Source organism: Pseudomonas sp. GW822-FHT03F08, from assembly GCF_058801265.1.
The window spans coordinates 151,455-172,567 of record NZ_JBXANC010000012.1; the positions used below are offsets into that span (position 1 = coordinate 151,455).

Annotated in this window: 15 protein-coding genes; 1 reads left to right on the forward strand and 14 read right to left on the reverse strand. The window is 60.9% G+C overall.

Annotated elements, in window-relative coordinates; all coding sequences use genetic code 11:
- Positions 1-6: 6 nt before the first annotated feature.
- Positions 7-831: an SDR family oxidoreductase gene (locus tag AC1RME_RS26345; protein ID WP_096819138.1), complete on the reverse strand. Its 825-nt coding sequence runs from the start codon at positions 829-831 to the stop codon at positions 7-9.
- A 35-nt stretch (positions 832-866) separates the two neighbouring features.
- Positions 867-1,331 carry a multidrug transporter gene (locus AC1RME_RS26350; protein WP_096819139.1) on the reverse strand — a complete coding sequence of 155 codons (465 nt, stop codon included), beginning with the start codon at positions 1,329-1,331 and terminating at the stop codon, positions 867-869.
- A gap of 182 nt (positions 1,332-1,513) precedes the next feature.
- Here AC1RME_RS26350 and AC1RME_RS26355 point away from each other — a divergent pair, with 182 nt between their 5' ends.
- Positions 1,514-4,333, forward strand: a complete 2,820-nt coding sequence (locus AC1RME_RS26355) for an RHS repeat-associated core domain-containing protein (protein WP_255261903.1) — start codon at positions 1,514-1,516, stop codon at positions 4,331-4,333.
- Between the two features lie 73 nt (positions 4,334-4,406).
- On the opposite strand, the gene AC1RME_RS26360 is transcribed toward AC1RME_RS26355, so the two are convergent.
- From AC1RME_RS26360 to AC1RME_RS26415, 12 genes are all read right to left on the reverse strand, one after another.
- Positions 4,407-5,858: a mannose-1-phosphate guanylyltransferase/mannose-6-phosphate isomerase gene (locus AC1RME_RS26360; protein ID WP_096819141.1), complete on the reverse strand. Its 1,452-nt coding sequence runs from the start codon at positions 5,856-5,858 to the stop codon at positions 4,407-4,409.
- A 106-nt stretch (positions 5,859-5,964) separates the two neighbouring features.
- Positions 5,965-6,621 (reverse strand): alginate O-acetyltransferase AlgF, encoded by a 657-nt coding sequence (locus AC1RME_RS26365; RefSeq protein WP_085608134.1) that lies wholly within the window; start codon positions 6,619-6,621, stop codon positions 5,965-5,967.
- 14 nt (positions 6,622-6,635) lie between these two features.
- On the reverse strand, positions 6,636-7,811 hold the full coding sequence (locus tag AC1RME_RS26370; RefSeq protein ID WP_096819143.1) for an alginate O-acetyltransferase: 1,176 nt from the start codon (positions 7,809-7,811) through the stop codon (positions 6,636-6,638).
- 10 nt (positions 7,812-7,821) lie between these two features.
- Complete coding sequence (locus AC1RME_RS26375; RefSeq protein ID WP_096819145.1) at positions 7,822-9,387, reverse strand: MBOAT family O-acyltransferase; 1,566 nt, start codon at positions 9,385-9,387, stop codon at positions 7,822-7,824.
- Positions 9,388-9,474: 87 nt separating this feature from the next.
- Positions 9,475-10,599, reverse strand: a complete 1,125-nt coding sequence (locus tag AC1RME_RS26380; protein WP_096819147.1) for a mannuronate-specific alginate lyase — start codon at positions 10,597-10,599, stop codon at positions 9,475-9,477.
- 8 nt (positions 10,600-10,607) lie between these two features.
- Positions 10,608-12,059 carry an alginate O-acetyltransferase gene (locus AC1RME_RS26385; RefSeq protein ID WP_096819149.1) on the reverse strand — a complete coding sequence of 484 codons (1,452 nt, stop codon included), beginning with the start codon at positions 12,057-12,059 and terminating at the stop codon, positions 10,608-10,610.
- 10 nt (positions 12,060-12,069) lie between these two features.
- Entirely contained in the window at positions 12,070-13,656 is a 1,587-nt protein-coding gene (gene algG / locus AC1RME_RS26390; RefSeq protein WP_096819150.1) for a mannuronan 5-epimerase AlgG, read from the reverse strand.
- A 26-nt stretch (positions 13,657-13,682) separates the two neighbouring features.
- Positions 13,683-15,164, reverse strand: a complete 1,482-nt coding sequence (locus tag AC1RME_RS26395; RefSeq protein WP_096819152.1) for an alginate export family protein — start codon at positions 15,162-15,164, stop codon at positions 13,683-13,685.
- Complete coding sequence (gene algK, locus AC1RME_RS26400) at positions 15,161-16,573, reverse strand: alginate biosynthesis TPR repeat lipoprotein AlgK (RefSeq protein WP_096819154.1); 1,413 nt, start codon at positions 16,571-16,573, stop codon at positions 15,161-15,163. Before algK ends, AC1RME_RS26395 begins: the two co-directional genes overlap by 4 nt.
- Before the next feature lie 9 nt (positions 16,574-16,582).
- A complete protein-coding gene (locus AC1RME_RS26405) occupies positions 16,583-17,752 on the reverse strand; it encodes an alginate biosynthesis protein Alg44 (protein WP_096819156.1) in 1,170 nt (389 codons plus the stop codon).
- A gap of 35 nt (positions 17,753-17,787) precedes the next feature.
- Positions 17,788-19,269, reverse strand: coding sequence for a mannuronan synthase (gene alg8 / locus AC1RME_RS26410; protein WP_176504818.1), 1,482 nt, complete (start codon positions 19,267-19,269; stop codon positions 17,788-17,790).
- 83 nt (positions 19,270-19,352) lie between these two features.
- Positions 19,353-20,669, reverse strand: a complete 1,317-nt coding sequence (locus tag AC1RME_RS26415; protein WP_096819160.1) for a nucleotide sugar dehydrogenase — start codon at positions 20,667-20,669, stop codon at positions 19,353-19,355.
- Positions 20,670-21,113 lie beyond the last annotated feature (444 nt).

The following is a 21,113-nucleotide window of genomic DNA, read 5'->3' on the forward strand; positions in this document are numbered from 1 at the left end:
TCGATTTCAGAGTTGTCCGCGCAACCCGAACCGCTTCATCAACGTCGACTCCAGCAACCCTTTCGGCAGCAAGGTCACCAGCAATGGCAACGCCCGGCTGCCATTGCCGATGCGGATCAGTCGTGGCGGCTTGCTGTGTTGCACAGCCTTGAGCAACTCGGCGGCAAATTCGCTGGCCGGTGTTGGTTTGTCCTGGGACGCCTTGGCCCGTGCTCGAATGCCTTCGCGCAGGGGAAACCACGGCGATTGTTCGTTGATCAGTTGTTCGGCCTCATGGCCGGCATTCTTGGCGAAGCTCGATTGAATCGCCCCCGGCTGCACTTCCATCACGCGAATGCCGAACGGTGCGAGTTCCATGCGCAACGCATCGCTCAGCGCATGCACTGCCGCTTTCGACGCGCAATACGCACCAGCGAACGGTGTGACCAGAACCCCGGAAACACTGCCGATATTCACCACCAGGCCTTTCGCCCGGCGCAGCACCGGGAACAGCGCACGAGTCACGCCGACAATCGAAAACACGTTGGTTTCGAACTGGCGCTGCATGGCCGGAACACCGCCGTCGAGCAGCGGGCCCATGGCGCCGTAACCGGCGTTGTTGATCAGCACATCGAGGCCGCCGTGTTGCTGGTTGATACGCTCGGCGAGTTGTTCCAGCGCTGCGTTGTCATTGACGTCGAGCTGCACGGCGGTGAATCCGGCGGTGGCGAGTGTGGTGACATCTTCAGCCCTGCGCGCACTGGCCCAGACCTCAAAACCGGCCGACTTGAATGCATCGGCGAGGGCGCGGCCGATGCCGCTGGAACAACCGGTAATCAACGCAACGGGCATGGCGCATTCCTTGTGCAAAAGGGTGGGAGAGGTGATCAGTCGGAGAAACTACCCTGCAATCGCTCGGCGCGAAACTCCAGGGTTTGCGGGCGATAACCGGGACGTAGCGGTGGCATCGGCAAGCAGTCTTCCCAGTTGCCGCCGGCCTGCAGTTCGCCGGGGCCGCGATAGCGTGGGGCGGCGTATTGATTGTCGGCCAGATTCACGGTGTCGCCCGGCGCGTACGCCGCAATGCGCCAGCGCAGTTCGGTCAAAGGCACGTCGTTGCCGTTGTTCATCTTCAATTGCAACGGGCGATCCGCCGGGCACTGCTCAGGTGCATAGGTGATACGCAACTCAAGCCGCGCCAGTTGCTTGATCTCGCGGTTGTCCAACCACACCACCCACATCGCCACCAGCCCGAGCCCGACAGCGGCGGCCATGGACACCGGCAAGGCCTTGGCCGGGTAGCGCAACAGCAGGATCAGCCAGGTGATGACCAGCAAGACGCCGATGAACATGTTCGAACGCTCCTTGAACTCGTGATGACCATCCTACCGAAGGGGCGCGGGAATGGACATTCACGGATTGAGCGAAGGCGCCGTTGGTCGGGACTGTAATTTCTGACAGTAGCCGAAACAGCGCTGAGCTTGCTCAGATGCCAGAGTTATAACGAATGTCGGTCGCGCGGGGAGCGCGCTTCATGAGCTTGCACATCAATACGCCAAGGATGTCTGTGTTCGAGCCGCGCGGCTTGCCGGTTCGCACGGTCGACTATTGTCGAACCGTCGAGGGCGCCCCCGTCGAGTCCCGGATCAACCGCACGCTTCACGATCCGGCAGGGAATGCGGTGAAACAGTGGGATCCGCGGCTTTGGCTGTCACAAGTCGGCGACCCGCTGGCGCCGGCCAACCTGACGCAGGTGTTTGCTTTGGACGCCACGGTCATACGTTCGGACAGCGTTGATGCCGGTACGGAAACCAGAATGATGGGGCTCGCCACGCAAACGGTGTTCAGTTGGGACAGCCGTCAGACGCAGCGCGAGATCAAGCACGACAATTTGCTGCGCCCCGTCGCGATATTCGAAGAAGGAACAGGTGAGCCACGGCGTTGTGTCGAGCGCCTGACCTACGGTCATCCAGGCAGCGGGGATCAGTCGCGTAACCAGTACGGTCAGCTGATTCGTCATGACCATCCGGCGGGCAGCGTGCTGTTCAACGCGTTTGCAATCAGCGGCCCCTGCACCGAAGACACCCGCCACTTCACGCTGGACCCGCTGACACCCGACTGGCCGGAGCGGGAGGCGGATCGTCAGCGGCTGTTGGAACCCGGCGTCGGTGCAACATCGCGGTGGCGCCATGGTGCGCTGGGCGATGTGCTGGAACAGACGGATGCCCGAAACAACCGGCATACATTTGCGCTGACCGTCGATGGCCGCTTGCACGAGCACCGATTGCAGTTGAGGGGTGAGCCTGAACAGATCCTGATCAGCGATATTCACTACAACGCTTACGGCAGTATCGAGCAGGAAACCGCCGGCAACGGTGTGCAAATTACCCGCGCATATCGGCCCGAAGACGGTCGCCTGATGGTCCGTCTGGACAAAGACAATCACGGTGGAGTGCTGCAACACCTGAGTTATGAATACGACAGGATGGGCAATGTGCTGAGTATCGAAGACAAGGCATTGCCGATCCGTTACTTCGCCAACACGCGCATCGAGCCGGTCAGCCGCTTTGTCTACGACAGCCTTTACCAGTTGATCATGGCGTCCGGCTGGGAAGCCGGCACTGTCAATCAGAGCCCACAATCGATGGGGCGCATCGATCCGATGGCGGTCAGCAACTATCAGCAGACTTACGAATATGATCCCGGTGGCAACCTGCGCAGGCTGACTCATGTCGGCGCACAAAGTCATGGGCGAAAACTGAAACCGGCGAGTTACAGCAACCGCGCTCTGCCTTATGACGACACACCTCCCGACGACGCTCAAATCGAAGCCGCATACGACCGCAGAGGTAACCTGTTGCAGCTGGAACCGGGGCGGCTGCTGAGCTGGAACCTGCGCAACCAACTGCAATCAGTCAGCCCGGTGCAACGCGCCTCCGGGCTCAACGACCAAGAGGTCTATCTCTACGAGTCTGGCGGTCAGCGAGTACGCAAGATCCGCTCATTACGAACCAACGCCCGCACCCTGATTGCCGATGTGCGCTATTTGCCTGGACTGGAATTGCGGACTGACAACGGTACCGGCGAACGGTTGCAGGTCATCATTGCCGACAACGCTCAAGTACAGCATTGGGAAAACCCGCCGCCTTCGGGAATCAACAATCGGTATCGATACCAACATGTCGATCACCTGGGGTCAGTCAGCCTGGAAACCGCCGATGACGGTGCGGTGATCAGCCGCGAAACGTTTCACCCTTTCGGTACCAGCGCCTGGCAGGACGGCGAATTCAGCTACAAATTCGTCCGTTATTCGGGCAAGGAGCGCGATGCCACCGGGCTCGACTACTTCGGGCTGCGTTATTACATCTCGTGGTTGCTGCGCTGGGCCAGTGCCGATCCTGCGGAGTATGCCGACGGGGTGAATCTCTTTCGAATGGTTCACAACAACCCGCTTACCTTCATCGACGACGAGGGAGCGGTTACCCGCAAGAAACTGGCCAACGGTTTATGGCAACCAGTGATCGCCACGGGGACCGCTCGTGAGATTGCTGGCGCTGTGCAAGTCGACCGGGGCAATCCGCTGCGCAGCGTTCCCGCGACAGGCAAGCCCGGCAATATCCAGAAGGCGCTGGAGGTTGGCGAACTCGGCAAGATCGAGATCAGTACTCAGTTTCTTGATCCGGCGCCTGGCCGCTATTCAAGCGGCACGGTGGCTCAATTGACGCGTAAGGACGGCAAGGGCGAGTTGATCTTCAGCCTGGACCGAATCGCTTATTCGGGCACCAGCAAAGGCGAGTTCAATGCATTGAGAATTGTCGATATCGGCAAGGGCGAGATGCCCGACAAGCACAATGCAGTCTCGGGGTTCTGGGCGCCTCAGGGTGGCTATGTCGATATCCCGCTGCATCCGTCGGGAACGCAACCGGACCATGTATTTACCCCCGGTTTCAGTGGTTGCTCACTGACGGTGGATCAACTGAACGACAACGTGCTTCGTGTCCGGCATGTGGAGGGCGGAAAGGAAAATGCGCAATACAACGACCTTTCCGAAGGCAACGGGATGGGCCAGGCCGCTGCCATGGAGTATCAGGATTACGGCTATGCACCCGACGATCAGGGTCGTCAGGAAAACCTCACGACCGGTTTCGCCTTCATGAAATACGACCGCAAGCAGCAACACTGGAACATCCATTACCAGACCATTCAGGGCGCCAGCGGGATCGAGCGTTACAGCCCGGGCAGCACCGGTTTTTTCAAGAAAACCAATGCAACGGTTTCGGTTTATCCACAGACGCGCGTCAGGAAAACCATGAGCCGGGCGGTCATACCGAGCAACGGGCGAAAGACCGGTTAAAAAAAGCCCCCGCCCAACCCACTGCGGATAGGGGACGCAGCGGGCCGGGCGGGGGCTTTTAATTACAGAGCGATCACTGCGCGATGGTTTTCACCGACACGCCGCGTTCGATCGGGGTGGAGCGACCGTAGATATCTTCGAAGCGCTCGATATCGTCTTCGCCCAGGTACGAACCCGACTGCACTTCGATGATTTCCAGCGGGATCTTGCCCGGGTTGCGCAGGCGATGGACCGAGGCGATCGGGATGTAGGTCGACTGGTTTTCGCAGAGCAGGAACACGTTCTCGTCGCAGGTCACTTCGGCGGTACCGCTGACCACGATCCAGTGTTCGGCGCGGTGGTGGTGCATCTGCAGCGACAGGCATGCGCCCGGTTTGACCGAGATGTGCTTGACCTGGAAGCGCCCGCCCATGTCCACCGAGTCGTAGGAGCCCCACGGACGGTAGACCTCGCAGTGGTTCTGGGTTTCGCTGCGGCCCTGCTCGTTGAGGGTGTTGACCATCTGCTTGACGCCCTGAACCTTGTCCTTGTGGGCGATCATCATGGCGTCCTTGGTTTCGACCACCACGATGTTTTCCAGACCGATCACCGACACCAGTTTTCCGTTGCCGTGGATCATGCAGTTCTTGCTGTCCTGGATCACCACATCGCCCTTGCTGACGTTGCCGTTGGCGTCCTTCTCGTTGACTTCCCACAGCGACGACCAGCAACCGACATCGCTCCAGCCGGCGGTCAGCGGCACCACGCAGGCGCGCTGGGTCTTTTCCATCACGGAATAGTCGATGGAGTTGTCCGGGCAGCAGGCGAAGGTGGCTTCGTCGAAGGTGATGGTGTCGGCGTCCTGCTGGCTGCGCTCGAGGGTCAGCAGGCAAGTGTCGTAGATGTCCGGATCGTGCTTTTTCAGCTCTTCGAGGAAGCGGCTGGCACGGAACAGGAACATGCCGCTGTTCCAGTAGTAACCGCCGGACTCGACGTACTCGGTCGCGCGTTTGACGTCGGGTTTTTCCACGAAGTGCGAGACACGGCTCACGCCCTCGGGCAGCAGTGAATCGCCGGTGGACTTGATGTAGCCGTAACCGGTTTCCGGTTTGGTGGCCGGTACGCCGAACAAAACCATTTCGCCGTTTTCGGCGGCGACGGTGGCCAGGGCCAGCGCGCGTTGCAGGGCTTTCTGGTCTTCGAGGACGTGGTCGGCCGGCAGCACCAGCATCAGTTCGTCGCGACCTTCATTGACCAGCATCATCGCGGTCAGCGCCACGGCCGGCGCGGTGTTGCGGCCGAACGGTTCCATCAGGATGCGCTGGCATTCCAGCTTGCGATTGGCCAACTGCTCGTTGACGATAAAACGGTGATCCTTGTTGCAGACCACGATCGGGGTGTCCATGCCTTCGAACACCAGACGCTCGAGGGTTTGCTGGAACAGCGTGTGTTCGCCGGTCAGGGCGAGGAACTGCTTGGGAAACTGCTTGCGCGAAAGCGGCCAAAGACGTGAGCCGCTACCACCTGACAAGATCACCGGAATCATATTGTTTACTCCATAAAATCGATTGGGTCAGAGCCACGAACGTTGTGTCGTTTCACTCTTGTTGTTATTCCGTACCGGGCAGCGACGGCTGCCCGGTTTCATGTGCTTAGCGGGTCGATACCGGGCGTTTCACCCAGACTGGCGACAGGTTGCTGCCGTTGCCGGTGACGTACAGCACTGCGGCTTCACCGCGTTCCAGGGCGACCGGTTTCACGTCGCCGACTTTCTTGTCGCCCTCGTACAGCGCGAGGCTGACTTTCACCGGGTTGATTTCACGCTCGCCACGGCCCTTGGCGGCCACGTTCGGCACCACGTCGGTCTTGCCGTCGGCGGTCTTCAGGGTCAGCGGCTTGTCGCTGAGGTTCTGCACGCGCACCAGGGATTTCTGCTTGTTCTTGAACGGCGGTTCTTCGATCAGTTGCGGCGCGCCGGACGCGTTGTTGACCAGGGTGTAGTAGTGATCACCGGCGAGTTTCACCGGCAGGGTCTGGCTGCCGACCTTGGCGCTGTAGTCGCCGCCCGGCATGAAGCTGAAGTCGCTGCTGGCCAGTGGCGCGACGTCGCTCAGATTAGTGCTGCCGACAGTGGCGCTGACTTCAGCGTTGCTGGCGTTGTAGACGCGCACGAAGGTCGAGCCTTTCGGTGCGGTCGGGCCGTACAGTGCAGCGTCGCCACCGGCGAAGGCCTGGACCGACAGCACGCTGAGGCCAGCGACCAGTGCGAAGCGTTTTGCGAGACGACGAGGAGTAGTAGTGAAAGTCATGGTGTACCTCTCTTTCAGTTTTGCGCCCGATCGGGCGTCTCGGATTTAGTGTTGATTGCTACGTTTTGTTGGCGCGCGCCGGCTTGTTTGAGCTCTGCGACCCACTGCGGGTCGGCGTCGCCGATTTCGTTGTTCACAGGCAGATATCGTTCGGGAAACTCCCAGATCAGCACCTGTGGCGGGCTGTTCTTGAAGTCATCGCTTTTCAGGTAGCTGAGCATCGGCAGGATCGGGCCGTGGCCGTCCTCGGCGTAGTTGACGACGTCGCTGTGCAGCGCTTGCTTGAGCGCACCGACGAAGTTCCAGTTGGGGTTGGCGCTGTAGCTGGTGCCGATCAGCGCGACCGGCACTTCGCTGTTGGCGAACAGCGCGTCGTCACCGGCAGGCTGCTCGGCGGCGGCCACGGTGTTGCGCTTTTGCAGCGGCTCTTGCGCCGGCATCAGGTTTTCGAACAGCGGATCCAGCGGCAGGAACAGACGCAGGTCGCCCTTGTGCGTGACCTTCTCGGCAGGTGTGGTGACGAAACGCTGCGGCTCGCCGCTGAGCGGGAACTTGTCGGCGATGGTCTTGGCCAGGGTGTTGGCGGCGATTTCCGCGCCTTCCGGGGTCCAGTGGGTGTCAGTGCGCAGGAACACTTGCTGACCGTCCTGCTTGGCCTTTTGCAGCGGGCCGAGCAGGTCCGGGGCGAGGATCTTGTCCGCCGCGACACGGGCGTGGAAGTCCTGATAGAGGTTGGCGTGAATGCTCGCCGGTTTCACTTCACCCAGGTGTTCCGGGTACAGGCGAACCTTGGCCGGCACGATCGCCATCACCAGTTTCACGCCTTTCTCCTTCAGGGTCTGGCGCACGCCTTCGACCAGCGCGTAGTTGCCTTGCAGGTTCAGCTCTTCGTTGACGATCGGGTTGAATTCCTCATCGCTGTACAACCACTGATCGCGGCCGAGCACCACGCCCGGACGACCTTCGTTGAACAGTTTGAAATCCAGCGCGGCCCAGAGGTTGGTGCCTAGACGCTTGATCGGAAATTCATCGTCGTAGTGGGTTTCCACGGCTTTGGTCCAGCGGCCGTTGAGCACCGTCGCGTCGGCATTGGTGCTGAAGCCGAAGAAGCTGCGCACCGACCACAGACCGAGCACCAGCAGGGTCACCAGAAACAGCGCGATGTAGAAGATGCGTAATGAGCGGGTCATGTCAGATCCCTCAGAACTGGAAGTAAAGGAACGGCGAGAAGCTTTGCGCCGAGAGTTTGAGAATCGAGGCGATGAACAGCAGCAGGATCAGCCCGCGCATCACGTAGCGCGACCAGTCCGCCGTCCAGTACGCCGGTTGCACCTGGGCGTCGACGCCGACGGTGTAGCCAGGTTCGTGGATGCTGGCCGGGTTTTCTCCCGGAGCAGCCTTGATCAGGCCTGGTTGTGCGCCGGCAGGGCCGTCGCTTTCGACGTTCACCACAGGTTTGGTCTTGGCCGGAGGTTGATTGGTGTACAGATCACGCAGGCCGAAGAACGCCAGGGTCATGTAAGCCACCACCAGAGTCGCGACTTGCAGACCGGTGAGGCTGGCCTGGTTGAGTTCCGACAGCGACCAGTCGCCGAAGCTGAACATCGCACCGTACATGCGACCGGCAACGTGCAGGTTCTCGGCGCGGAAGATCACCCAGCCCATGACCACCAGCAGGAAGGTCAGCGCCCAGCGGATCGGATTGAGGCTGCGCGGCGAGGTGTTGAGGCCGAGCATTTTCTCGATCGCCAGCCACATGCCGTGCCACGCACCCCAGACGATGTAGGTGATGTTCGCGCCGTGCCACAGACCACCGAGCAGCATGGTCAGGAACAGGTTGCGATAGGTCATCAGCGTGCCTTTGCGGTTGCCGCCGAGGGTGATGTAGAGGTAGTCACGCAACCAGGTCGACAGGCTGATGTGCCAGCGGCGCCAGAACTCGGTGATCGACTGGCTGATGTAAGGCTGCTTGAAGTTTTCCATGAAACGGAAACCCATCATCAGGCCCAGGCCGATGGCCATGTCGCTGTAACCGGAGAAGTCGAAATACAGCTGCGCGGTGTAAGCCAGCGCGCCGAGCCAGGCATCGCCCGTGGTCGGGTTTTGCAGGGCGAAGCAATGGTCGGCCACAACAGCGAGGGTGTCGGCGATGAAGACTTTCTTGATGAAACCCTGCATGAACCGCGTACAGCCCTCGGAGAACTTGTCGAGGGTGTGGGTGCGGTTGTTGAACTGGTCGGCCAGGTCGCGGAAGCGCAGAACCGGACCGGCGATCAGGTGCGGGAAGATCGCTACGAACGCCGCGAAGTCGATCAGGTTGCGGGTGGCCGGGGTGTCGCCGCGGTAGACGTCGATGATGTAGCTGATCGACTCGAAGATGTAGAACGAGATACCGATCGGCAGCAGTACGTGGGTCAGGATGAACGGCTCAAGACCGACCGACGTCATCATCGCGTTGATGCTGTCGACGCCGAAGTTGGCGTACTTGAAGTAGCCGAGGATGCACAGATCCACCGCCACGCCGAGCAACAGCCAGCGCTGGGCCGGTTGGGTCCGCACACCGGCGGCGCCGACTTTCAGGCCGATCCAGTAGTTCCACAGGGTGACGCCAGCGAACAGCGCCAGGAAGTCCACCCGCCACCACGCGTAGAACACGTAGCTGGCGATCAGCAGCAGCAGGTTGCGATAGCGTTGCCCGCTCAGGTAGTACAAGCCGAGAAAGATCGGCAAGAACAGAAACAGGAACACGTTGGATGAAAATACCATCCCGATCTCTCCATGTTTGAACCAACAGTCAAGGGCCAAAGCCCCCCCAACCCCCCCGTGGAATTGGAGGGGTGAAACGATCAGCGACTAACTGCCCTTGTTGCCTTTCTCGTGGGACGGGTCGTAGACCTTGGTCAGGTCGCCGCCGAGGCGGAAGGTCTTGAACGGCTGCATGCCGTGCTTCTTCTCCAGCACATCCGGCGAACAGGTGTAGAGCGTGCAAAACGGCTCAAGCCAGGCGAATTTCATGTCCTCTTTCAGATCGGTCATGTCCTGTTCCTTGCCATTCTTCTTCTCGAAGTCCTCGGGATCTTTCACCCCGGCCAGCACCCGATCACCCAGGCGTTTCAGCGCGCCGTTGTTTTCCTGACGCAAGTCGACACCGTTGACCTGCGCAAAACTGGCGATCATCGCCAGCGGCGGCAGGGCGTAGTTGTGATAGGCGAGGGCGCGTTGCTGGCGCTTGAGTTCGTTCGGCAGGTAGCCGTCGGCGTCGATCTGATTGGCACCGACCTTGTATTCCTTGACCGCCCAATCGAACAGGTCGCGGCGGTTGGTGGCGATGGACGTCGCCATCACCGACCAGGCGGCCCAGTACGAGTGGTTGTTGGTTTTTTCCAGCGGCAGGTTGTCCCAGTCGCTGACCACCTGATCGGCCATCTTGCTGAACCAGGCTTCGATCAGTTGGGCTTCCTGCTGGTGCTGGGCCAGCGGATGGGAGTCGGAGAACTTCAGGCGAATGTACGAAGAGGCCATGCTGCCCAGCGCCCATTTGCGCATCGACTTGCCGGTGTGGTTGAAGTCCTTGGACATCAACGCGTCTGCCTTGGCCCACGCGGTGAGCCAGTTGAGCGTGCAATCGAGCTGCTCCGGACGACCGTCGCGCATGAACTGCATCACCCGTTTGGCAGTGCCGCGTTCCAGGGTGGTGATGTCTTTGGTGGTATCGCGAAAGGCTTTTTCCGACTGCACGTTCAGCGTCGCGCGGGCCTTGTCCGAGCCTTCGTACTTGCTGCGAAATTGCAGCGGCCCGGTGTACGGTGCCGGCATCGCATCGCAGCCTTCGCTCTTGTCGCCGGTCTTGAATTTATCCACAGGCGCGAAATAGCCCTGTGGCGGACGCAGTGGTGCAGCGGCCTGCGCGGTGCCAGCGAAGATCGCCAGCCCGAGCAGCGTCGGCGCTAAAAGAGTTTTCAGTTTCGGATTTCGCATAGCAGACCTCATTGCCCGACCTGAGCCGTTTGTTGCCCAGCGCCCGGGAATACGTTGCGTTTGCAGATTTTCGCTTCGACTTTCTGTGGCGCGGTGCCCGCTTCCGGGCCCTGGACTTCGACGGCCAGCAGATTCTGCGATGCCCAGTCTTCGTCCGTGCGCAACTCAAAGGCGAAACGACCGTCGGTGTCGGAGGTTTCCGGTTTCTCGATCTTGATGTCCTCGTGGCGACCGTTCATGTACCAGAGGGTGGCTTGCAGGGTTTTCACCGAGGGGTCGGCGAAGCGGATGTCGACCTGATGGCTGCTGTTCTGCAGGTTCAGGTTCTTGCTGTTGACCAGCAGTTCCTGTTTGCCGCCGGGTTTGAGCGTGGTGCTGGTGGACATTTGTGCGTCTTTGCCTTCGCAGCCGTTGTCGAGCAGGGACATCATCTGGCGATAGATGGTTTCCTGGTCGAGGCGGTACAGCGGCGAGAACTCCCAGATGAGAATCTTCGGCGGCGTCTTCTGGAATTCGTCGCTGCCCAGGTACTGCAACATCGAACCTTCCAGACCACCGCCGGGGAACGCGACGTTGAGAATGTCGGCGCCGATGGCTTCTTCGAGGAACCCGGCGAAGTTGTAGTTCTTGCCGCTGTGAGAGGTGCCGACCAGGGTGATCTGCGGGTTGCCGGAATCGCCGAACAGATCGCCGTCACCGGCTTCGCCTTTAGGCTCGGTGGTGAACTGGTCCATGTACTGGATCGCGTAACTGGTGCCGCACAGTTGCCCGGCCATGTTGTGCAGGGTGCCGGTCTTGCCCATGCGCCCGGAGCGTTTGGTTTCGAATTCACGCTTGGGAATGTCGGCGAAGGCCGGGATCTGCTTGACCTTCTCGGCGACGATTTTCGCCGTGCGCTGCGCACCGTAAGGCGTCCAGTGCTGGTCGCCACGGAAGTAGAAATCGTGAGCGGGCAGGGTGTCGGGCAGCGACTCGTTGGTCAGCGGCGACAGGTCCGGCACCACGTAACCCATCTGCGCGAAACGGCCGAGCATGGTCTTGTAGTTGCCCAGCGCTTTCTCGTAATCGAACGCGGCTTTTTCCTGCGGGTTGAGCTTGTTGCGGTTCACCAGACCACGGGTGGGCTGGTAGACAATCACCAGTTCGACGCCTTTGGCCTTGAACGCGTCGTGCAGCTGTTGCAGGCGCTTGTAGCCGGCCGGGGTGGTGTTGAACTCGGTGCGCAAATCTTCCTGGGTCCGGAACAACCAGTCGCCCTGCGCCTGCACCAGGGTGGTGAAGTTCTGCTGGTAACGGGTGGTGTAGTTCTTCGCGTCATGCGCCGCCGGGCACAGGCTGCAGCACGGTTCGGCGGTGAACTCGGGGGCTTTCACTTCGTCCGCACGGGCGCCGTTGCTGGCCGCCAGAATGCCCACGGTCAGGGCCGACAGGCTGAGTAACTTGATCAGGTGTGGGTGCATAAAATTGTCCTCAGTCCCGCATTTCGGTCTGGCGTTCGACAGGGTCGATCAGCACGGCTTTCTGCTGGCGCACCAGCAGGTCGAGAATTTCATCCTGGCGCTCGCCAAGGATGCCGTTGAAGCTGATGCCGCTGGATTTGGTCGGCGCCAGCATCGACACGCGATACAACTCGACACTCAAGGGCGAATCGATCGACAGCGGGCCGCTGCCGTTGGCGGCCAGCTCACCGCCGACCACGATCAGCGAAACCTGAGCGTCGAACGGGTCGAGCTTGATGTCACGGTCGGTGTCGGTCAGGTCCTTGATGTGGCCGTAGACGCCGGTCAGGCCGTTGGCCATGGCGACGTTTTCGTAGAGGCGGATGTTCACGCTGTTACGAATGCGGATGCCGTGGCGCTTGTTGCTGATGACCTTGTTGCCCCACAGCAGGTTGTCAGCGGACTCGTAGAGGGTGATGCCGTCGGTGTGGTTCTTGTAGATCTCGTTGTAGGCAATGATGTTGTTGACGCTGTTACGGTCGATCACCAGGCCCGAGAGGTGGTTGTCGAAACTCTTGTTGTTGAAGATGAAGCTGTCGTTCACCTCACGGGAAATGATGATCCCGTGCTTCTTCTTCGTGCCGTACACCGTGTTCTCGGCAATGATCAGACCGTGGGAACGGTCGTGGGGGTCGATGCCGTAGACGATGTTGTCCTTGTAGGTGTTGCCCTTGACCACGAAGTCGCGGGTCTCGTAGCAGTAGAAGCCGTACCACATGTCCGAGAACTCGGAGCCGACGATCCAGCCGGTCGGCTCGGGACGCTTGAGCACCTTGGCCATGTTCGGCGTGTACTGGGAAATACTCACGCCGTAGGACTTACTGTTGGCGTAGCCGAAGCTGGCCATCTTGCTGTTGACGATATAGGTCTCGGTGCCACCCCAGGCCAGCAGGAACGGGCGGAATTCCTTCGGCGAACGGAACGTCGCCGGGCCGTTTTCCTTCTCGCGCCAGCCGGTGACTTTGGTGTCACGCACGAACAACTGACCGTCGTTGACCAGGAACGAACCGGCCTCCTGGGACAGGCGCAATTCCTGGGTCTGGCCATCGATTTCGAGGATGCCTTTGCGGCCGACCACGATCGGCAGCTTGGCCAGGTAAACGCCCGGCGAGGTTTCGCTGAAATACTGCTTGGGCAGTTTCTGCGCCAGCTCTTTCAGGTTCAGGTAGCCGTCGTCGACGAAGATCGCCTGTGGGATGCCGTGCTGACGCACCACCCATTCGGCCATCTTGTTGTCGCCGCCGATGAAGTCCTTCAGGGCGTCTTCCTGCATCATCCGGCGTACGCTGATCTTGCCCGGTTTGCTGCGCACGATTTTCGCGGCGGCGGCTTCGGCGGTGAAACCGGAGAGGTCGGGCAATTTCGGCTTGGCCAGTTCCAGCGCTTCGGTCGGGGCGCTGCTGACGGTGTAGGTCTTGGCCTGTTGCAGCTCTTTCGCCGTGGTCACAGGCTTGCCTTGTTGAGGGGCAGCCGGCTCCACGTTGGCGAAGGCCCCAGCCGAGGCCAGCAGCAGGGCGCCGGCCAACAGGCTGAGCGAGCCTTTCCTTGGGTTGTTCATGTCGGGCACTCCCTTCGCGGTTTGCATCAGAAGCGCCAGATCACGTCGATGAACGCGCGGTGCATGTACGAATCGACCTGGCTGCCATAGGCATCACCCGGCTTGAACACGCCGCCACGGAACCGCACCAGTGCCGCAGGCTCGTCGATCGACTGGCTCAGCGCTGCCGGCAGCAGGCCTTGCTTGAAGTACTTGGTGACCACCAGATCCATTTCCTGGCCGAGGTCTTTCTTGCCATCGTCCAGTGGCAGGGAGGTGCTGGAAAGGATCGCGCCGGTGACGTCGTCGGTGTTGTTTTCCACGGCGTTGATGCCGTTGCTGCCCACCGGTTTGTTGCCGTCCACACGCCAGAACTTGTGGTAGATCAGACTGGCGTCGTACTGGTCGTTGAGCATCCACGAACCGAACAGCGTGGCGGTCTGCATGTTGTTCATTTCGCCACGGAAAGCCTCGCCGAAACGGTGAACGCGGGAGCGGGTACCGGTGTAGTTCGAGCGGTTGCTTTCCAGGCCGTTCTGTTCGTAATCGGCGCTGGCACGGGCATACGCCGCACCGACCTGCCACTGCGGATCGAGGCGCAGACGCACGCCGATGTCGGTGGCCCAGCCGTTGATGTCTTCACTGCGCTTGGCTTGTGCCGGACGGCTGCCATCGGCGTTCAGCGGGTTGACCGTGTCGCGGTCGCCGCTCATGCCGGTGATGCTGCCCCAGTAGTTGACCGTGTTGGTGTTGCGCCAGTTGTACGCGTCGCTGTCGGCGGTCAGGCCGAGCCAGCTGATGTCGCCGTTCTGGGTTTTGTCGAGGGTGTCGCGGGGCACACCCGGTTCGGCGTAATCGAGCTTGCCGTCATCATGGGTGTGGTGACCGCGAATGCCGACCCAGTTGCCCGGCGTCCACTGATAGGCAGCGTCGGCGTAGGCGTGCAGGCGGTCCTTGTCTTTCGGCGCCAGCTCTTTGAGGTCGGTGCGGTATTCGCTGAAGCGTTCGGCAACACCGGCGTTGGCGCGCAGCAGGGTGGTGTCGAAGGTCCAGTTCAGCGCTTCGATGTTGGTGTCGCGCCACTGGCCGTCGTCGTTGCGCAGGCGCTGGCGACCGAACTTGAGGATCTCGCCGGGGTAGGGCGTGAAGCCGCTGTAGCCGACCCAGAACTCGCGCATCGCCAGGTAGTTCTTCTTGGTCTTGCGATCACCGCTGTCGGTGTTTTCGGCACCGTCGGACTGCTGCAGGGTGTCGGTTTCGATGATGTCGCTCGAGGCGACCGCCTGACCCATGGCGTAGGCGCTCCACGCACCACTTTCGCCGTAGACCCACGGGCGCAGGTCGAGGCCGACGCCGTTGACGTCGCCACCCTTGGCAGTGCCGAGGTCGCGGTCGTCTTCGGACTGGCCGGTGATTTTCACTTCGAGGCCGAAGTTCTTGGTTTCAGTGATCGCGGCCAGTGTCGGGCAAGACCAGATCAGCGCGAACGAAAGGCCAAGGCCGGCCTTCACGAATGGATTCAGCTTCATAATTTTTCCTCGCCGTCTTCTTCTTGCAGGGCGTGCAGTTGCAGCGTGTTCTGGTTCAGGGCGCCTCGGCTGGCTTGTTCCTGCTGCAACAGACGCTGGGCTTCGGCCAGGCGCTCGGGCGGCAATTGCGCCGCGAGGGTGGTCGCCAGCTCATCGGCTTGCGGGGTGTTCTGCGCCTTGGCCAACTGGCTGAATACGTAGGCGTTGAGTGGGTCGGGTTTGGTGCCCTTGCCTTGGGAGAACAGCTGGGCGATGGCGAAGTCGGCGCTGTTCTGGCCGTTGCGCGCAGCAGTCAGCAGATGGTCGAGAGCCTTCTGCGGATAGACTTTGCCGAGATAGCCACGGCGGTAGATCTGGCCGAGGTAGTAGTCGGCGGCGACTTCGCGGCCGACGGCTTTCTGGAAATGTTCCTCGGCGACTTTCGCATCGGCCGGCACCTGTTTGCCTTCGTAGTAGAGCTTGCCCAGCAACAGTTCGGCGCGCGGCTGGTCAGCGGCGCGGCCGTTGTCCAGGTACTTCATCATCTGGTCGGTGTCGCCGAGTTCCGGGAAGTCGTAGAGCAATTGCGCAAGGGTGACCCACGACGCCGGGTAGCCCGGAGCGATCGGCTCGAGCAGCGACTGCGCGGTTTTTTCGTCGGTCTTGCCCAGGGTCGAATCGGCGAGCACACGGGCAACGGAATCCACGCGCTGGGCGCTGACGCTGCCACGGCTGTGAGCAGCCTGCAGTTGTTTGATCAGCTCGGCCTGTTGCTCCGGCGCACCACGTTTCTGATAGACCGTGGCCAGTTCGACGTAGCAGATGTCGGTGGTGTTGAGCGCGGCCTTGCAGATCTTTTCCACTTCATCCAGATGCTGGTCGTAAGTACCCTGGGTGCGATACAGCAACACCTGCGCCAGACCGGCTTCCGGGTAGCCGGATTTGCGCCACTGGTCGATCTGCTGCTGGGCGTTGATGTTCGGGAAGCTGTGCGGGTATTGCAGGTACAGCATCGCCAGCGGGATCAGCGTGTTGCCTTCGCCGTTGGCGGCGGCTTTCTTCAGCAGGGTTTCGGCTTCCTGATGCTCGGCCTCGGTGGCGCCGGGCTTGGCCACCAGCAAGCGACCGAGACGGGCCTGGGCGCGCGGCGAAACATCGGCCGCTGCGCGGTAGGTCGCCTCAGCCTGTTTGATCTGCGCGGGGTCACGGCTGTCGACCTGAATGTCGGCCAACCCGACCTGAGCTTCGCTGTAACCCAGGTCGGCCAGTGCACGGTAGTTCTGCGCGGCGGTCGCGGTGTCACCGCGCTTGAGCGCTTCGTTGGCCAGACGCTGGTCGGGCAGGCCGGCGCAACCGGCCAGGGCGATTGCCATGGCCATGGCCAGGCTCAGCGGGGCCGGCGGGATTCTGATAGGGCTCGTCATAGGCATGTCCTCGACTTAAAGACCGGCAGCCATGGCTTTGTCGATCAGCCAGTTCAGGTTCGGACCACGGTCGCTGTTCACTTCCACCGGGCGGCCGGCGAAGCTGCTGTCCAGCGGCTCGTCAGGCTGGATCTGCACACGGATGTCGGAGGACAGGTCGGCGCTTTTCAGGCTGGTGCTGCTGACGATCTTGCCGGTGCGGGTCTTGTCTTCGCCGGCGATCTGGAAGCTCACCGGGGTGCCCGGGCGCACGTCGCCGAACTGGCGATAGGAGAAGCGTGCATCGACGGTGGCCAGGGTGTTGCGTGGTACCAGCGAGAAGATCACATCACCTTTGCTTGCGTATTGACCGTCAGCCACCAGTTGCTGAGCCACGGTGCAGTCGCAAGGCGAGGTGAGGGTGCCGGTCATTTGCTTGCCGAACAGTTCTTCAACCTTGGCCGGTTGCAACTGGTCTTCGTCCAGATGTCCCTTGAGCACGTCGAGCATGCTGGTGCTGAACGTCGCCAGCGGTGCGCCCTTGGCGGCGACGCCGTCGGATTTCACCAGGCTCTGTACGGTGCCGTCGCGCGGCATGGTGATGTTCATGCCCGGCACGCTGACCAGACCGGCCTGTGCGTGGCTGACGAAATACATGCTGTACACCGATTTGAAGACGAAACCCGCTGCCACGAGGCCGATCGCGAAAATGCCGGCGCTGAAGGTCACGGCTTTCAGGCGCCCGAACGGGGTCATGCCGTGGCCGCCGTCCTTGACCTTGCGCGCCTTGGTGAAGTTGTCGCGCTGCAGGGTTGCCAGCACTTCGCCGATGCTGACGATGTCGCCGGCCAGGTGCGAAGTGATCAGGTGGCGCAGGGTCGAAATGTCCTGCGGTTCGAGGTTCTGGAACTGGCAACCGGCGCGGCCGGTCTGGCGGTCGTATGAGCGCACTTGCAGTTCAACGTCCATGGCAATGCCGAGGTTGTCGATGACGAATTGCAGACGTGCCTTGCGCACCTCGCCAATGGTCAGCGGCAATTGACCGGCATTGAACGCCAGACCACCGGCAGACAGGTCGATGACCCGTGCTTCGACCGGTGTCCGGTCGGGACCGAAGAACCGCAGCTTGGCCGGGATTTTCACCCGGGCGTGTTGGCGCTGGGCTTCGGATTCATGCACTACGTTGGCGTTGACGGCGGTATTCATAGGGGCGATTTCCTTGTTAATTCAAGAGGGGCGGGTCAGACCATCATCAGCAGCACGGCGACGAAAATGCTGCCGGCGGAGAAGGTCATGGTCCGAGACGACCAGGTGTTGAACCAACGTTGAAAGCTGGCGAGGTCACGGGTCAGGGAAGTGGGCTGGCGAGTCCAGGATTGTTGGTCGAGACGGAAGAACACGTAGATCTTCACCAGCGCACCGACGATCTGGTTGTAATAGAGAATCACCGGGTACGCCGGGCCGATGCGGTGGCCGGAGCACGACAGCAGCAGCGTCAGAATCAGGCGGGTGATGCCGATCCACAGCAGGTACGCGAGGATGAACGCGCCGCCGTATTTGAAGCTGGCGATGATTGCCACGGTCAGGCCGAGCAGCGAGGTCCACATCGATACGCGCTGGTCGAACAGCACCACCGAGGTGAAGGCGCCGAGGCGTTTCACACCCAGGCCCAGCGCCCGGGAGTTCTGTCGCAGGTTGTTGCCGTACCAGCGGAACATCAGTTTGCGACTGGCCTTGATGAAGCTCTTTTCCGGCGGGTGCTCAACGGTGTTGATCGCGGCATCCGGCACGTAGAAGGTGTCGTAGCCCAGGCGCATCAGGCTGAACCAGCTCGACTTGTCGTCGCCGGTCAAAAACTTGAAACGGCCCAGACGCCAGTGTTGCAGCGAGTCGCTTTCGACGTCGGCGATGAAGTCCGGGTTGGTGACCACGGAGGCACGGAACACCGACATCCGGCCGGTCATGGTCAGCACGCGCTTGGACAGGGCCATCGAGCACATGTTGATGTGGCGCTGGGCGAAGCGCAGCTTGTGCCACTCGCTCATGATGTAGCCGCCGCGTACTTCGCAGAATTCGTTGGTGGTCAGGCCGCCGACGTTGCCGAACATCTGGAACCACGGCACGGTCTTGCGTACCACACCTTCGGCGAGCACGGTGTCGCCGTCGATCACGGCGACCACGGCACGGTCGTCCGGCAAGTGACGGGAGATCGCGCGGAAACCATAAGCCAGGCCGTCGCGCTTGCCGGTGCCGGGAATGCGCACGAAGTCGAGCTTCACCCGCTCTGGCGGATTCATTCGCGCCCACAGCGCCTTGACCAGCAGCTCATCGGACATTTCGACGATGGAGCAGACCACTGTGGTCGGCAGTTCGCAGTCGATGGCTTCGCGGATCACCGAGCTGTAGACCTGCGCGGTGGTCAACGCGTCGATACGGAAGCTGGTGACCATCAGAAACACATGCGACGGGTCCGCCGCCTTACCCAGCTTGCGAACCTTGCGGCGCAGGTGCGGGTAGACGATGTAGAGAAAAATCATGCCGCGCACAAAGTGCGTGGCACCCATCGAGTAGCGCCAGATACCCACGGCGCCAATCAGGAAAATGAAGTCCTTCGACTCGGAGTCGAACGTGGACGTGGGCAGCATCAGGGCCAGGCCCATCAGCAGGCTCAGAAACAAAAGCCAGCCGGCGGATTGCAGAAAAAAATGTTTGAGCTTGGACATGACCGTCATCCGAAGGTGATGGGGGCTTCAAGCCGCCTGCCGATTCACGGCGTGCGGCTTGAAGCTCGAGGCTTGCTGCTGCGTTACCAGCAGATGCCTTCGGTGCGGGTGCCGGCATCGGTGGCTTTGGCCATGAAGCCGACCAGGTCGATGACCTGCTTGCCGTGCGGTGCCTGCTGGGCCAGCGCGCGGAACTTCTCGTCGCGGTTGCCGAGGATGATCACGTCGGAGTTGTCGATCACCGAATCGAAGTCCGCATTGAGCAGGGACGACACGTGGGGGATCTTTGACTCGATGTAATCCTTGTTCGCGCCGTGGACACGGGCGTACTGGACGTTGCTGTCGTAGATGCTCAGGTCGTAACCCTTGCCGATCAGCATTTCGGCCAGTTCCACCAGCGGGCTTTCGCGCAGGTCATCGGTGCCGGCCTTGAAGCTCAGGCCGAGCAGGGCGACTTTGCGTTTGTCGTGGCTTTCAACGATGTCGAAGGCGTTCTGCACTTGCGATTCGTTACTGCGCATCAGCGAGTTGAGCAGCGGCGCTTCGACGTCCAGGGAACCGGCGCGGTAGGTCAGGGCGCGCACGTCTTTCGGCAGGCACGAACCGCCGAAGGCGAAGCCCGGGCGCATGTAGTACTGGGACAGGTTGAGGGTCTTGTCCTGGCAGACCACGTCCATCACTTCGCGGCCATCGACGCCCACCGCTTTGGCGATGTTGCCGATCTCGTTGGCGAAGGTCACTTTGGTCGCGTGCCAGACGTTGCAGGTGTACTTGATCATCTCGGCGACGGCGATGTCCTTGCGGATGATCGGGGCGTCGAGTTCTTCGTAGAGCGATTGCAGAACGTCGCCCGAAGCCTTGTCGAACTCGCCGATGACGGTCATCGGTGGCAGGTCGTAGTCGGCGATCGCGGTGGATTCACGCAGGAACTCAGGGTTGACCGCCACGCCGAAGTCAACGCCGGCCTTTTTGCCGGAGCAGTCTTCGAGGATCGGGATCACCACGTTGGCCACGGTGCCCGGCAGCACGGTGCTGCGCACGACGATGGTGTGGCGGGTGGATTTTTCACGCAGGACAAAACCGATCTCGCGGCACACCGCTTCGATGTAGTTCAGTTCCAGGTCGCCGTTCTTCTTGCTCGGCGTGCCGACGCAAATCATCGACAAATCGGTGTCACGAATCGCCTCGGCGAAGTTGGTCGTACCGCGCAGACGACCGGTCTCGATCCCTTGCGCCAGTAACTCGCCCAGGCCCGGTTCGACAATGGGGGATTTGCCCGCGTTGATCATATCGATCTTGTCTTTGGCAACATCGACGCCAACCACGTCATGGCCCCGTGCAGACAGGCAACCGGCACACACTGCGCCGACGTAACCCAAACCAAATATGCTGATGCGCATCGCAATTACCTCTGTATATATCAGGCCGTTAAAGGGCCGGAGTTAATGGTGTTCAGCGGTCTTAGTGCACTCGAAAGTGTGACTTGCAGGCGCCACAATGCCGTGTGCAGGCATACTAAGTTTCGAGTGTCTAAATAAGTGCACTCAAGATGTGCGCAACCAGGCCTTATTGTTGTGACGTGCCCTGTTATGCAGCTGATCCTCTGGCAAGAGGACTCTTGTGCAATCTCGTATTGCGCGCTCGATGTCAGGCGCAGGCCTGTGGATCGGGCGGTTGGGTGCTCAGGCGAGCACGTTTATAAGGGCGCGGCCTTGGCCTTGTAGGGGATATTGATGGTGCGTATCTCCTGTCCTTCGATAGTTGTCCAGAGTTGTTATCCATTCAGGCAAGTTGCTGTGACAACTTGGTTACATGGTTTTGATCTCTGCGTAAGTTATCTCGTA

Bases quoted from the DNA above. Each gene is read 5' to 3' on its own strand.
- AC1RME_RS26370 (WP_096819143.1), bottom strand. From the start codon at position 7,811: ATGACCCGCTCATTACGCATCTTCTACATCGCGCTGTTTCTGGTGACC.
- AC1RME_RS26350 (WP_096819139.1), bottom strand. From the start codon at position 1,331: ATGTTCATCGGCGTCTTGCTGGTCATCACCTGGCTGATCCTGCTGTTG.
- AC1RME_RS26380 (WP_096819147.1), bottom strand. From the start codon at position 10,599: ATGCGAAATCCGAAACTGAAAACTCTTTTAGCGCCGACGCTGCTCGGG.
- AC1RME_RS26375 (WP_096819145.1), bottom strand. From the start codon at position 9,387: ATGGTATTTTCATCCAACGTGTTCCTGTTTCTGTTCTTGCCGATCTTT.
- alg8 (WP_176504818.1), bottom strand. From the start codon at position 19,269: ATGTCCAAGCTCAAACATTTTTTTCTGCAATCCGCCGGCTGGCTTTTG.
- AC1RME_RS26415 (WP_096819160.1), bottom strand. From the start codon at position 20,669: ATGCGCATCAGCATATTTGGTTTGGGTTACGTCGGCGCAGTGTGTGCC.
- AC1RME_RS26360 (WP_096819141.1), bottom strand. From the start codon at position 5,858: ATGATTCCGGTGATCTTGTCAGGTGGTAGCGGCTCACGTCTTTGGCCG.
- AC1RME_RS26395 (WP_096819152.1), bottom strand. From the start codon at position 15,164: ATGAAGCTGAATCCATTCGTGAAGGCCGGCCTTGGCCTTTCGTTCGCG.
- AC1RME_RS26405 (WP_096819156.1), bottom strand. From the start codon at position 17,752: ATGAATACCGCCGTCAACGCCAACGTAGTGCATGAATCCGAAGCCCAG.
- AC1RME_RS26385 (WP_096819149.1), bottom strand. From the start codon at position 12,059: ATGCACCCACACCTGATCAAGTTACTCAGCCTGTCGGCCCTGACCGTG.
- AC1RME_RS26355 (WP_255261903.1), top strand. From the start codon at position 1,514: ATGAGCTTGCACATCAATACGCCAAGGATGTCTGTGTTCGAGCCGCGC.
- AC1RME_RS26365 (WP_085608134.1), bottom strand. From the start codon at position 6,621: ATGACTTTCACTACTACTCCTCGTCGTCTCGCAAAACGCTTCGCACTG.
- AC1RME_RS26345 (WP_096819138.1), bottom strand. From the start codon at position 831: ATGCCCGTTGCGTTGATTACCGGTTGTTCCAGCGGCATCGGCCGCGCC.
- algG (WP_096819150.1), bottom strand. From the start codon at position 13,656: ATGAACAACCCAAGGAAAGGCTCGCTCAGCCTGTTGGCCGGCGCCCTG.
- algK (WP_096819154.1), bottom strand. From the start codon at position 16,573: ATGCCTATGACGAGCCCTATCAGAATCCCGCCGGCCCCGCTGAGCCTG.